Here is a 13025-nt window from a genome sequence, read left to right as displayed (position 1 = left end):
GCGCCTCCCACAGCCGATGTCGGAAATCCCTGACCGCGCGGCGGGCGCGGCACCTGCGGGCAGTTCGCGGGGTGCACCCAACAATGCACTCACCGCAAACCACTCCAACAAGGAACTGCCATGTCACTCTCGCTGATTCTCCTGATCGTTCTGATCCTCATCCTGGTCGGCGCGCTGCCCACTTGGGGCCACAGCCGCTCGTGGGGCTACGGGCCCAGCGGCGGGATTGGCCTGGTGGTGCTGATCCTGGTGATCCTGCTGCTGATGGGACGGATATGACCGGTAGTTGAACTCCCGGTGCAGGCCACACAGCGTCTGCCCAGGGGAAGTTTTCAAATGCACACAGGGCCCTTTCGAGGGCCCTTTGTTTTGGGCGCTTCGCAGGGGCGCGCGCGGTAGGGCGGCTACCCGGCCTCGGCCACAAACGTCTAAATGATCAATTTGCATAAAAAATACAATTAAATTGAAAATATTGGCATTTCAATCATTTATTTGATATAAACGATAAATTCAAAGAATCGCCGCCCCCCCACCATGCCCTTTTCCCCCTCCGCCATTGGCAACATGCGGCAGTTTCAGATCCGCCTGCTGCGGGGCATCCTGCTGGCCAATGTGGCTTTTGAGCTGCTGTTGCTGGCAGCGGGTGTGGCCGGGCTGGTCGCCACACCCGGGTCGTGGAGCCTCACCCTGGGCGCTGGTACCGCATTCATGGCAGCGCTGTGGTGGGCCCTGCGCCGCTGGCCCCAGGTCTATGTTCCAGTGGCACTCATCCAGACCCTGATCGGGATGGCACTTTTTACCTACGCCCTGTGGCAGCCCCTGGGGCACGAGCTGCGCGCCGTGTGGTTCCTGATCGGGGTGGGTGCGGCCTACCTGCTGCTGGGGCGCGCGGCGGGTGTGGGCTACACCGCCGCGACCTTGGCCATCGTGCTGGGCAGCAACGGCATGCAAAGCGCGCCGTATTCGCTGCACGCGCTCATCATCTTCACGCTAGCCCTGTCGCTGAGCAGCCTGTGTTTTTACCTGTTCGTCAGTGAGGCGCTGCGCCTGTACCAGCACCTTTCCGAGCGGGACCAGCAGTACACCTTGCTGACCGAAGGCGCCGCAGAAGTCATCTGGCGGATCAACCCCGACATGACGGTGGCGTACGTAAGCCCCGCCGACGAACGGGCGCGCGGCGTGCCCGCCCGCGACGTCATCGGAAAGTCCATCTTCAAAGCCCTGACGCCCGAGGGTGCCGAAGCACTGAGACAGGCTGTGCGCGAGCGGCAGCAACTGCTGACGCTGCCCATGCGCTGTGCCAATGGCAGTGTGCGCTGGTTCGAGATGTCCAGCCGCCTGTACCGCGACGCCTCGGGCCAGCCCGCCGGTTACCACAGCATCGGGCGCGACGTGACCGCCCGGCGGGAGTTGGAGCAGGCATTGCACGCCGAGCGCGAGCACCTGGAGGCCCGGGTCAAGGAGCGAACGGCGGCGCTGTCCGTCGCCAAAGAGGCGGCCGAGGCCGCGCTCAATACCAAGCGGATCTTTCTGGCGAACATCGGGCACGAGTTGCGCACGCCCATGACCCTGATCCTGGGCATGACCGAGCTGGTGCGCAACCGCACGCAGGACGAACGCCTCAAGCCCATCCTGAACAACGTGATGGACGCGGCCACGGGCCTCACGCGCATGCTCAACGACCTCATCGACCTGGCCGCGCTGGAAACACGCCAGGTGGCGTTTCAGTTCGCGCCCCTGTCGCTGCCCGAGCTGGCAGCCGATGCCTTGCAGCTGCTGGAGCCGCAGGCGCGCCAAAAGGGGCTGCAAATGTTCATGACCATCGACGGCGAGGGCAGCACGGCCCACCACGTGGGAGATGCCGAGCGCATTCAGCAAGTGCTGGTCAGCCTGCTGGATAACGCCGTGAAGTTCAGCCGCTCAGGCGCTATCCGCCTGGCCCTGCACACCGAGCAAGACACGCCGGACTCCACCGTATGGCGTCTGCGCGTCACCGACGAGGGCATCGGGATTGCGGCGGGCGACCAGCATCGCATCTTCACCTTGTTCGAGCAGGTGGACGGATCGACCACCCGCAGCTTCGAGGGCGCCGGGCTGGGGTTGGCGCTGTGCAAACGCCTGGTCGAGGGCATGGGCGGCAGCCTGGGTGTGGAGAGCGAGCCGGGCAAGGGCAGCAGCTTCTGGGTGTTGCTGCCGCTGCCCAAAGTGACCTGAGCGAGCCAGAACCCTGCAGTGCAGAGGGTCCAGTCAAACCGTGTGCGTGCGCCGCTCGGCCAGGCCAAACGCTGACGACAGGGCAGCAAACTCGTCCTTGCCCACGGTGCCATCGGCGTTGCCCGCACGGTCCATCACCTGCAGCACGGCCTGCGCAAAGGGGTCGGTAGTTGCCTGCTGGCCCTTGGTGCGCGCAAGACCCTTGAGGAATTCATCGTGGGTGATGACGCCGTCCTTGTCGGCATCAAAGCCTGCGGTGATCTGCTGCTTCTGGTCGTCGGTAGCGCCAAACCGCGTCAGCAGCGCCTGGAAATCGTCCTTGGACACCGCACCCGCTGCACGGCCACCGGGCAGTGCCGCTGTGGTCTGACCCGATGAACGACCCACGGCGGCTACCGTTTCCGCAGATGTCCCTTGAGTAGCCAACACGCCCTGCCCCGCCATGCCCGCCAGCGTCTGCGCCTCGGGGCTGAGCGTGACCACGGCCGAGGGCTCGGGCGCTGCCGCCTCGCCCCCACGCCGCGCAGACGCCTTGCCCGCGCCGCTGGCGGCTGCATTGAAAATCATCGACGCCACCGATGCGAGGCCGGAAATGAGAGGGGACATCGCCATGAACTCCTGTGTGGCGACCGCATTGGCGACCCCATCCATCCGGAGTCCGCCGCATCGCCCAGGGCCACAAGGTTACGCGCCTGCCGCCCAGGCAATGGCGGGATCAGCGGGGGCTAAAGGGGCGAGTTTGGCCCCTCATGCAAGAGCGCCCCACTGCTCACGCTTCACGCATAGCCTGGGCCAAAGGCCACAAACTCGCCAGCGAGCGACCCCGCCACCTGCCCCTGGTAGTGCAGCGCTGCGGCCTGCGTGATCCGGCCCAGCCCCTTGCGGCGGATCATGCGGGTGAACGACTCCCAGGCCGGCCGCGCGGGCGCCAGCGCCACGGCTGTGAAGGTACCGTCCATGGGCATGAGGTAGTCCATGGTGTTGCGCTGGATCACCAGCCGGCTGCCCAGCCCCTCAGCGGTGAGCCCCAGGTGCAGCATCGACCAGGCCGCCAGAATGGCCACAGCGGATGCGCTGCCCCCAAACACCGTTTCGCGGTGGTTAATGTTGGGCGCCAGGGGCGCCGTCAGCACCACTTGCTGCAACGATGCCTCCACCACGGTGATCTGCATGGCTTGGGACAGGGGGATGTGTTGGTGCAGGTAGGTTTGCAGTTCTGAAGGAGTCACAGGATTTCCCACTAAAAAGTGCCAAGCGCTGACCCTATCAAAACGCCGCACAGCGTCCAACGTGGTGCAGCGCAGCACTTGGCTACCACCGCCGCAACGGGTCGGTTTCAAAAGCCCGGGTCACGGTGAACGATGTGCACGACCTCAGCCCTTCCGTGCACCAGCCAGTGCCGCAGGTGCGCCGCCAGAAATGCAGGCCGCACATCAATGCCCTCCAGCTCGTCCGGCCCGAACCACGCGAACTCCAGCGCGCGCGAGCCCTCGACGCCCGCATAGGGCCCCGGGCGCGACAACAACAGGCTTCCGGGCAGCGGAATAGCGTGCAAATACAGCCCGATCTCGTGGTACGCGGTGCCAGCGTACGTGAAGAAGTTTTCCACCACACAGGCCAGCGGGCCGGGCTCCACGGGCTGGCCCAGTTCTTCCTGCAGTTCTCGGACCAGGGCTTGTGCCGCCGTCTCCCCCGCATCGATGCCACCGCCGGGCAACGCCCAGAAAGCGTCGCCCACCACCCGGTGCAGCAGCACGCGGCCCTCGCTCTGGATCAGCGCCGCTGCGCGTTGGCGCACGCGAAGCGGGCTGGGATGTGGCATGGGGTTCAAGACTCAGATCCTGATTGATTCTTCACTTCCATCCTTTGCCCTCCGATATCAAGCCAAAATGGCCTCTAGCGCTTACCTCAAAAGCGCAAACAGCTATTAATACAGTAGCAAAAGCAATTCACTGTCCATCCGCAGGCGGCAATAGCAACCCTTGCTGCGCCGCCACCGCTTCGCGCAAAAACGCCCAGGTAGCCTGCATGCGGGCCACATGTTTGTTGTCGCCCGGCATGGACATCCAGAAGGTGCGCTGAAAGCGTGCCACCCCTGGCAATACGGGCACCAGCGACGGGTCTTGCGCCGCCACAAAGGCGGGCAGCACTGCCAGCCCCGCCCCCACGCGGGCGGCTTCGTACTGGGCGAGGATGCTGGTGCTGCGCAGCGCGAAGTGCGCGGGGCGGTGCAGCTCGTCCAGAATCTGCAGTTCCTTGCTGAACAGCAGATCGTCCACGTAGCTGATGAAGGTGTGGCCCCGCAGATCGTCTGGCGTGTGGATGGGAGCATGGCGCTGCAGGTAGCTGCGCGCTCCATACAGTTGCAGCACGTAGTCGGTGAGCTTCACGACCACCACCGCACCGCGCGCCGGGCGTTCCAGCGAGATGACGATGTCCGCCTCGCGGCGCGACAGGTGTACCAAACGCGGCAGCGCCAGCAGGTCCACCACCAGGCCGGGGTGGTCCAGCGCAAACCGGGCCAGCTGGGGCGCCAGGATCAGGTTGCCGAAGCCCTCGGTGGTGCCGATGCGCACCAGCCCGTGCAGGCCCTGGCGCACGCCGGGTGTGGCGTTTTCCACAGCCAGAAAGGCGGCCTCCATGGCCTCGACCTGGGGCAACAGTGCGCGCCCGGCCTCGGTCAGCCGGTGGCCGCCGGCCTCGCGCGCAAACAGGGCGGAGCCCACCTGCTTTTCGAGCGCCTGCAGGCGGCGTGCCACCGTGGTGTGGTCTACGGCCAGGCGGCGCGCGGCCCCCACCAGCGTGCCGGCGCGGGCCAGTTCCAAAAAGTAGCGCAGGTTGTCCCAGTCCATGGCGTCACCGGGCGCGCCGTGCAGCACGTCCGTCCAGCGGCTCGCTGGGCGCACGGCTGAGGGCGTTGTTGCCCCGCACCAGCGTGCGCAGCATGTCCATGAACACCGCGCGTTGCTCGGGCGCCAGGGGTTCGAGCATGCGCTCCTGCGCGCGCAGCATGCCGGGCTCCACCTCTTCCAGCACACGCTGGCCTTCGGGCGTGAGGGTCAGCAGCCGCACGCGGCGGTCTTCGGGGTGGGCATTGCGCTGCATCAGGCCCCGCGACTCCAGCCGGTCGATCACGCTGCCGATGGTGGAGGTGTCAAAACCAATGGTGCGCGCCAGCGTGCGCTGGTCGATGCCCGGCTCGCGCCCCACGGCATAGAGCGCGGCGTATTGCACAGGGGTGATGCCCGTGGCCTGCGTCTCCTCCAGAAACACGGCCACCGCAATCTGCTGCAGGCGGCGGATATGGAAACCGGGAAGGTTGTCGATCTCTACGGACATGAATCTAGGGTTTCTACCGATCTTGATGCGGATCATTTTAGGCCCTACACTAATCATCAGTGTACTTTTTATATGTACACGGCTTATTGATCCACGTCAGTGGCACAACGGATGGAGACAGCGGCAATGACAGTTTTGAACACTCCCACAGCACCCGTCCTGGTCGCTGGCGGAGGCATCGGTGGCGTGGCAGCAGCCCTGGCCCTGGCGCGCCAGGGCTATGCGGTCAAGGTGCTGGAGCAGGCTCCGCAGCTCGGCGAGATCGGCGCGGGCATCCAGCTGGGCCCCAACGCTTTTGCCGCGTTTGACGCCCTGGGCATTGGCGAGCTGGCGCGGGCCCGCGCGGTCTACACCGACGAAATGGTGATGCATGACGCGCTGGACGAACACCTGGTCGGCCGCATCCCCACGGGCGAGGCTTTTCGCCAGCGCTTTGGCAACCCGTACGCCGTGATCCACCGCGCAGACATCCACACCTCGCTGCTGGAAGGGGCCAAAGCGCACGGCAACATCGAGACACTGACCGGCACACGCATCGAGCGCGTGGAGCAAACCGGCGACACCGTCACCGTGTACGACCAGCATGGCGTGGCGCACCGGGGCCAGGCCCTGATTGGTGCGGATGGCGTGAAGTCCGTCGTGCGCCAGCAATACGTCGGCGATGCCGCCCGCGTGTCGGGCCATGTGGTGTACCGCGCCGTGGTGGAAAAGAACGACTTCCCCGAAGACCTGCGCTGGAACGCCGCCAGCATCTGGGTCGGCCCCAACTACCACCTGGTGCACTACCCGCTGCGTGGCGGCGAGCAGTACAACGTGGTCGTGACCTTCCACAGCCGCGAGCAAGAGGAATGGGGCGTGCGCGAGGGCAGCCGCGAAGAGGTGCAGAGCTACTACCGCGACTGCTGCCCGCGCGCCCACCAGCTGATCGACATGCCCAAGAGCTGGAAACGCTGGGCCACCGCCGACCGCGAGCCCATCGGCCAGTGGACGTTTGGCCGTGCCACCTTGCTAGGCGATGCCGCCCACCCCACCCTGCAGTACCTGGCCCAGGGCGCCTGCATGGCGCTGGAAGACGCGGTGACGCTGGGCGAGGCTCTCAAGCGCTGCCAACACGACTTCCCCCAGGCGCTGTCGCTGTACGAGCGCTCGCGCATTGCCCGCACGGCACGCGTGGTGCTGTCGGCCCGCGAAATGGGCCGCATCTTTCACGCCCAGGGCGTGGAGCGCCTGGTACGCAACGACCTCTGGAAGGGCCGCAGCCCCGAGCGTTTTTACGACGCGATGGAGTGGCTGTATGCCTGGAAGGTCGACAACTGCCTGGCCGACTGAGCCAGCCGTGCGCCCTGCCCCATCGATCTTCCCCCCTCCCCCACATTCAACCCAAGGAATTCCCATGAGCGCGATGGATCCCGTACCGTCCCCCGTTCGCCTCACCGCAGTGGCGGCCCACGGCCAGCCCGAGCCCACCCCCGCGCTGGAACAGCTGTACCGCGGCTTTGAGCAGGAAATGCTGGTGCCGCTGTGGACGCAGATCGGCGACCTGATGCCCCCCCATCCGCAGAGCAAGGCCAGCGCCCACCTGTGGCGCTGGGACCGGCTGGTGCCGCTGGCCGATGAAGCCGGCCGCATCGTGCCCGTGGGGCGCGGGGGCGAGCGCCGGGCCATCGCCCTGGCCAACCCGTCCCTGGGCGGCAGACCATTTGCCACACCCACGCTGTGGGCGGCCATCCAGTACCTGATGCCAGGCGAGGACGCGCCCGAACACCGCCACACACAGCACGCGTTCCGCTTCATCGTGGAGGGCGAAGGGGTGTGGACCGTGGTCAATGGCGACTCGGTGCGCATGTCGCGCGGCGACTTCCTGCCCCAGGGCGGGTGGAACTGGCACGCCCACCACAACGCCGCCGACAAGCCGATGGCCTGGATCGACGGGCTGGACATTCCGTTCGCCTACTACACCGAGTCCCAGTTCTTCGAGGTGGGGCGCAACGCCATCAGCCCGGCCGAGCGCATCACGCCGATGCACTCACGCTCCGAACGCCTGTGGGCGCATCCGGGCCTGCGCCCGGTATCGCAACTGCAGGACCAACCCGTCACCCCCATGCTGGCCTACCGCTGGGTGGACACCGACAAGGCCCTCAACGAACAACTGGCGCTGGAAGCCGAGGGCCACCCCGCCACGCTGAGCCCCGGCCACGCTGCCGTGCGTTACACCAACCCCACCAATGGCCGCGACGTGCTGCCCACCATCCGCTGCGAGATGCACCGCGTGCGCAGCGGCGCCACTACCCGCACGCGCCGCGAGGTGGGTTCGTCCGTGTTCCAGGTGTTTGACGGCCAGGGCACCGTGAAGGTGGGAGACCACCAGTGGCAGGTGCGCCGTGGGGACATGTTTGTGGTGCCGTCCTGGCAGCCCTTCACCGCCCAGTGCGATGCCGGCCAGCCCTCGCTGGATCTGTTTCGCTTCAGCGACACACCGATTTTTGAGGCCGTGCATGCCTGGCGCGAACAAATCGAGCCTGCCTGACAACAACCCCGCCCCATTCATTCCTTGCAGCGTCTGCCCGTCCACGCGGGTGGGCCCTGCACTCCTCTTCGACCGGAAGCCCCGATGACTGCTACCTCTTACCTCTGGACCCCACCGCCCGTTCAATCGTTGCCAGTGCGCGGCAGCGCGCAGCGCCTGCCCATCCACCGCCTGTTCTTTGTGGGCCGCAACTACCACGCGCATGCTGTCGAGATGGGCCGCCCCGTGGACAAAAGCGTGGAGCGCCCGTTCTACTTCACCAAGGCCCCCCAGACGCTGACCGAATCTGGCGCCACCGTGGCCTACCCGCCCGAGACGCAGAACTACCACTTCGAGATGGAACTGGTCGTGGCGATTGGCAAGGCCGGGTTCCGCATCCCGGCCGAGCAGGCGCATGAGTACATCTACGGCTACGCCTGCGGCCTCGACATGACCCGCCGCGACCTGCAACTGGTGGCGCGCGACAAGGGCCGCCCCTGGGACCTGGGCAAGGACGTGGAGCAATCCTCCGTGGCGAGCGAGGTCGTGCCCATGCCGGGCCAGGTGATCGAGTCCGGAGTGATCGAGCTGTCGGTCAACGGCGCGGTCAAGCAGCAGTCCAACGTGGACAAGCTGATCTGGAACATCCGCGAGATCATTGCCGACCTCTCCCTGTTCTACCACCTGCAGCCCGGCGACCTGATCTACACCGGCACGCCCGAAGGTGTGGGCGCCGTGGTGCCCGGCGACCACATCACCGGCCGCGTGGAGGGAGTGGGCGAAATCGCGCTGACCGTGGGCCAACCCGCATAAACCGAGGACCGCCCCATGAAGCTCTACAGCTTTTTCCGCAGCGGCACCTCGCACCGCCTGCGCATCGCGCTCCACGTCAAGGGCCTCACGCCCGACTACGTGCCCGTGGACCTGCGCGTGGATGAGCAGGCCGAAGCACCGTTCAAGGCCATCAACCCGCAGGGCCTGGTGCCGGCGCTGGAGATCGACAACGGCCAGGTGCTGATCCAGTCACCCGCCATCATCGAGTGGCTGGAGGAGCGCTATCCCACGCCCGCGCTGCTGCCTGCCGACCCGCTGGCCCGCGCCCAGGTGCGCGCACTGGCTGCCATCGTGGGCTGCGATGTGCACCCCATCAACAACCGCCGCATCCTGCAAACCCTGCGCAAGCAGTTCGGCGCGGACGAGGCCGCCATCAACGCCTGGTGCGCCACCTGGATCACCGCCGGTTTTGACGCCATCGAAGCCCTGTTGGCCCAAGACACCACGCGCGGCAGCTACTGCTATGGCGGCGCGCCCAGCCTGGCCGACGTGTACCTGATTCCGCAGGTCGAAAGCGCCCGCCGCTTTGGCGTGGACATGGCCGCCTGGCCGCTCATCCGCGCAGTGGATGCCGCCTGCGCCGAGCTACCCGCCTTTGCCCGCGCCGCCCCTGCGGTCCAGCCAGACGCCTGACGCGGCCCCGACACCGCAGCCACCACCGGCACACCCGCATTCATCACTACAACCAGGAGACAAACCATGCCCACCTTCCCATCCGCCACTTCGGCGCCCCACCTAAACGCCGTCAGGCTCAAGCAGCGCGGCCTGCGCCGCCGCACCCTCGCCACCGCAGCCCTGCTGCTGGGCGGCGCCAGCGCCACCGGCCTGGCCTGGGCCCAGGGCAGTGCGCCCGCCTTTCCCAGCAAGCCGGTCACCGTGGTCACCGCCTTCGCCGTCGGCAGCGGGCCCGATGCTGTGCTGCGCCTGGTGGCCAACAAGCTGTCGGTGGCCTGGAAGCAAAGCGTGACGGTGGACAACCGCCCCGGCGGCGGCGGTTTCATCGCCATCGAAGCCGCGCGCCGTGGCGCGCCGGACGGCCACACCCTGCTGCAGCTGGACAGCGAACACCTGTCCGCCCTGCCCCACCTGTACAAGCAACGCAACTTCCAGACGTTGCAGGTTTTTGACCCGGTGGCGCCGCTGTTCCGCACACCGTTCCTGGTCGCCGTGCCCACGCAGTCGCCCTGGAAGAACATGGGCGACCTGATTGCGGCCGCCAAGAAGGGCCAGGGCGCGGTGAGCTACGGCTCGTGGGGCGTGGGCAGCCCAGGGCATCTGGGCGGTGAGTGGCTGGACCTGGTGGACGGCACACAGATGACCCATGTGCCGTTCCGCGAGGTCAGCCAGCTGTTCACCTCGGTCGCCAATGGCGACCCGGCCTGGAGCCTGGCCAGCATTCCGTCCAGCCATGGCATCTACAAGGCCGGCAAGATCCGCTACCTGGCGGTGGCGGGCCCGCGCCGCATTGCGCAGCTGCCCGATGTGCCCACGCTGGCCGAGGCCGGTGGCCCCGCGCAGGTGGACGTGAACTCGTTCGTGTCCCTGCTGGCCGTCAAAGGCGTGCCCGCACCGGTGCGCGCCCAGATCCACGCCGATGTGCTGAGAGTGCTGCAAGAGCCCGAAGTGCGCGAGAAATTCAACACCTTTGCGTTCGAGCCCCTGTCGTGGTCGGTCGAAGAAATCCAGCGCCAGGCCGGGGTCAAGTCCGAGCAGTACAAGCTGCTGATCCAGAAAGCCAACATCAGCCTGGAGTGACCGCCAGGGGCCCTGCGTCTGCACAACCTGCCGAATGACCCTCGCGCCCGCCTGGGGCCTTGCACCGCACATACGGACGCGGGGACAAGGCCCCAGGCGGGCGCTGTGCCATGGGGGCCGCACAAGCAGGCTAACGATGTGCAAATATGCAAAAACAAAGTGCAATTTTCTCTATTGCACCAGCAATTTCGCACAGATAACATGGCGCAGTTCGAGGCACCTCGCCGCATCCCTGCACGCATTTTTTCCAGGAGACACACCCCATGAACGCACCCACTTCCCAGGCCGTGCTGGCCCCCACCGTCAAGCTGTTGATCGGCGGCCAGTTCGTCGAATCCAAGACCACCGAATGGCGCGACGTGGTGAACCCGGCCACGCAAGAGGTGCTGGCCCGCGTGCCCTTTGCCACGCAGGACGAAATCAATGCCGCCGTGGCCTCGGCCAAGGAAGCGTTCAAAACCTGGAAGAAGACCCCCATCGGCACCCGCGCCCGCATCTTCCTCAAGTACCAGCAGCTCATCCGTGAAAACATGGCCGAGCTGGCTGCCATCCTGACGGCCGAACAAGGCAAGACCCTGCCGGACGCCGAAGGCGACGTGTTCCGTGGCCTCGAAGTGGTCGAACACGCGGCCAGCATCGGCAACCTGCAACTGGGCGAGCTGGCCAACAACGTGGCCGGCGGCGTGGACACCTACACCCTGCTGCAGCCCCTGGGCGTGTGCGCAGGCATCACCCCCTTCAACTTCCCCGCCATGATCCCGCTGTGGATGTTCCCCATGGCGATTGCCACGGGCAACACCTTCGTGCTCAAGCCCTCCGAGCAAGACCCCATGGTGACCATGCGCCTGTGCGAACTGGCGCTGCAAGCCGGCATCCCGCCCGGCGTGCTGAACGTGGTGCATGGCGGCGAGATGGCCGTGAACGCCATCTGCGACCACAAGGACATCAAGGCGATCAGCTTTGTGGGCTCCACCAAGGTGGGCACGCACGTGTACAACCGCGCCAGCCTGAACGGCAAGCGCGTGCAATGCATGATGGGCGCCAAGAACCACGCCATCGTGATGCCCGATGCCAACAAGGAACAAACCCTGAACGCCCTGGCCGGTGCCGCCTTCGGCGCCGCAGGCCAGCGCTGCATGGCGCTGTCGGTGGTGGTGCTGGTGGGCGAGGCACAAAAGTGGATTCCCGAGCTGGTCGAAAAGGCCAAGACGCTCAAGGTGAGCGCTGGTGTGGAAAAGGGTACGGACGTGGGTCCGGTCGTGTCGTGCGCTGCACTGTCGCGTGTGGAAGGCCTGATCGAGCGCGGCATTGCCGATGGCGCCAAGCTGGAACTGGACGGCCGCAAGCCCCAGGTGGCCGGCTACGAAAAAGGCAACTTTGTGGGCCCCACGGTGTTCAGCGGCGTCAAGCCCGGCATGGCCATCTACGACCAGGAAATCTTTGGCCCTGTGCTGTGCCTGTCGGCCGCTGCCGACATTGACGAAGCCATCGAATTCATCAACAGCAACCCCAACGGCAACGGCACCGCCATCTTCACCCAGTCGGGTGCGGCGGCGCGCAAGTTCCAGGAAGAGATCGACGTGGGCCAGGTCGGCATCAACGTGCCAATCCCCGTGCCAGTGCCGCTGTTCTCCTTCTCGGGCTCGCGCGCTTCCAAGCTGGGCGACCTGGGCCCCTACGGCAAGCAGGTCGTGCTGTTCTACACGCAGACCAAGACGGTGACGGCACGCTGGTTTGATGACAGCACCATCTCGCATGGTGTGAACACGACGATTAGCTTGAAGTGACATCCCCCTGAGGCGCTGCGCGCCTTCCCCCTTCTCTCGCGCTTTGCGCGGGAAGGGGGACGCCACCCGTGCCTGAGCCGCTGGATGGCGGCCCTTGCACGGTGGCACTGGCCTGGGCCGCGCCGGTTTCAACGACTGCGCGCGGTGGTAAAAGCGGGGCATGCAAACTTTTCAGACAACGATGCGGAGATGGGCCATGGTCTTCGGTGCTGCGTGCGTGATGCTGGTGGGTGCCGATGCCCACGCGCAGGCCGGTGCCGCCTGCAAGCCCGGTGGCATGGTGGAAGAAACCAACGCCTGCGCCGTGCAAGCCTTCCAGGCGGCAGACACCGAGATCGCCATCCTCTATGGCGACGTGATGCGCGCCCTGTCGGCCCACGAACGGCCCCAGCTGCGGCAGGAGCACACCGTCTGGCAGCGCGAGCGCACCGCGCGCTGCAAGCAGGCGCAGCGCAGCAACGAATCGCAACCCCAGTGGCCGCGTCTGTACCACGAGTGCCTCACGGCCGAAACCCAGGCGCGCCGCAAAGGCCTGATGCGCTGGCTGACGCTGGACCACCCGTCCGCCAAGCCCTGAGCAAGGCCCCCAG

14 protein-coding genes are annotated in these 13025 nt (G+C 66.3%); 9 read left to right on the top strand and 5 right to left on the bottom strand.

Annotation, left to right across the window (positions count from 1 at the left end):
* The first annotated feature begins 120 nt into the window (after positions 1-120).
* Positions 121-279 (top strand): DUF3309 family protein, encoded by a 159-nt coding sequence (locus ACODSM_RS17405; RefSeq protein WP_007856361.1) that lies wholly within the window; start codon positions 121-123, stop codon positions 277-279.
* A gap of 255 nt (positions 280-534) precedes the next feature.
* Positions 535-2214, top strand: a complete 1680-nt coding sequence (locus tag ACODSM_RS17400) for a sensor histidine kinase (RefSeq protein WP_488806337.1) — start codon at positions 535-537, stop codon at positions 2212-2214.
* Between the two features lie 33 nt (positions 2215-2247).
* Here ACODSM_RS17400 and ACODSM_RS17395 read toward each other — a convergent pair whose 3' ends face one another.
* From ACODSM_RS17395 to ACODSM_RS17375, 5 genes are all read right to left on the bottom strand, one after another.
* Positions 2248-2820 carry an EF-hand domain-containing protein gene (locus ACODSM_RS17395; RefSeq protein ID WP_060986384.1) on the bottom strand — a complete coding sequence of 191 codons (573 nt, stop codon included), beginning with the start codon at positions 2818-2820 and terminating at the stop codon, positions 2248-2250.
* A 170-nt stretch (positions 2821-2990) separates the two neighbouring features.
* Positions 2991-3443 carry a YiiD C-terminal domain-containing protein gene (locus ACODSM_RS17390; RefSeq protein ID WP_488806336.1) on the bottom strand — a complete coding sequence of 151 codons (453 nt, stop codon included), beginning with the start codon at positions 3441-3443 and terminating at the stop codon, positions 2991-2993.
* Positions 3444-3550: 107 nt separating this feature from the next.
* Positions 3551-4036, bottom strand: a complete 486-nt coding sequence (locus ACODSM_RS17385) for an NUDIX hydrolase (RefSeq protein WP_422849510.1) — start codon at positions 4034-4036, stop codon at positions 3551-3553.
* A 127-nt stretch (positions 4037-4163) separates the two neighbouring features.
* Positions 4164-5066, bottom strand: coding sequence for a LysR family transcriptional regulator (locus ACODSM_RS17380; RefSeq protein WP_015014221.1), 903 nt, complete (start codon positions 5064-5066; stop codon positions 4164-4166).
* 4 nt (positions 5067-5070) lie between these two features.
* Entirely contained in the window at positions 5071-5553 is a 483-nt protein-coding gene (locus ACODSM_RS17375; RefSeq protein ID WP_110958762.1) for a MarR family winged helix-turn-helix transcriptional regulator, read from the bottom strand.
* Between the two features lie 126 nt (positions 5554-5679).
* Between ACODSM_RS17375 and ACODSM_RS17370 the strand changes: the two genes are divergently transcribed.
* The 7 genes from ACODSM_RS17370 (at position 5680) to ACODSM_RS17340 (ending at position 13012) form a co-directional block, all read left to right on the top strand.
* Positions 5680-6882, top strand: a complete 1203-nt coding sequence (locus tag ACODSM_RS17370) for a 3-hydroxybenzoate 6-monooxygenase (protein WP_488806335.1) — start codon at positions 5680-5682, stop codon at positions 6880-6882.
* A 64-nt stretch (positions 6883-6946) separates the two neighbouring features.
* On the top strand, positions 6947-8080 hold the full coding sequence (locus ACODSM_RS17365) for a cupin domain-containing protein (RefSeq protein ID WP_488806334.1): 1134 nt from the start codon (positions 6947-6949) through the stop codon (positions 8078-8080).
* 84 nt (positions 8081-8164) lie between these two features.
* Positions 8165-8872, top strand: a complete 708-nt coding sequence (locus ACODSM_RS17360) for a fumarylacetoacetate hydrolase family protein (RefSeq protein ID WP_476018697.1) — start codon at positions 8165-8167, stop codon at positions 8870-8872.
* Between the two features lie 15 nt (positions 8873-8887).
* A complete protein-coding gene (gene maiA, locus ACODSM_RS17355; protein WP_488806333.1) occupies positions 8888-9526 on the top strand; it encodes a maleylacetoacetate isomerase in 639 nt (212 codons plus the stop codon).
* A gap of 66 nt (positions 9527-9592) precedes the next feature.
* The gene (locus ACODSM_RS17350) at positions 9593-10648 is read left to right on the top strand and encodes a Bug family tripartite tricarboxylate transporter substrate binding protein (protein ID WP_488806332.1); all 1056 of its coding nucleotides are present in this window, start codon (positions 9593-9595) and stop codon (positions 10646-10648) included.
* 263 nt (positions 10649-10911) lie between these two features.
* Positions 10912-12435 carry a CoA-acylating methylmalonate-semialdehyde dehydrogenase gene (locus tag ACODSM_RS17345; protein ID WP_291444726.1) on the top strand — a complete coding sequence of 508 codons (1524 nt, stop codon included), beginning with the start codon at positions 10912-10914 and terminating at the stop codon, positions 12433-12435.
* A 196-nt stretch (positions 12436-12631) separates the two neighbouring features.
* Positions 12632-13012 (top strand): lysozyme inhibitor LprI family protein, encoded by a 381-nt coding sequence (locus ACODSM_RS17340; RefSeq protein WP_488806331.1) that lies wholly within the window; start codon positions 12632-12634, stop codon positions 13010-13012.
* Positions 13013-13025: the final 13 nt, after the last annotated feature.

The sequence above is a fragment of the Acidovorax sp. FG42 genome (assembly GCF_057809195.1).
Note: the sequence above shows the minus strand (reverse complement) of the source record. Positions and strands in the feature narration are given on the sequence as shown.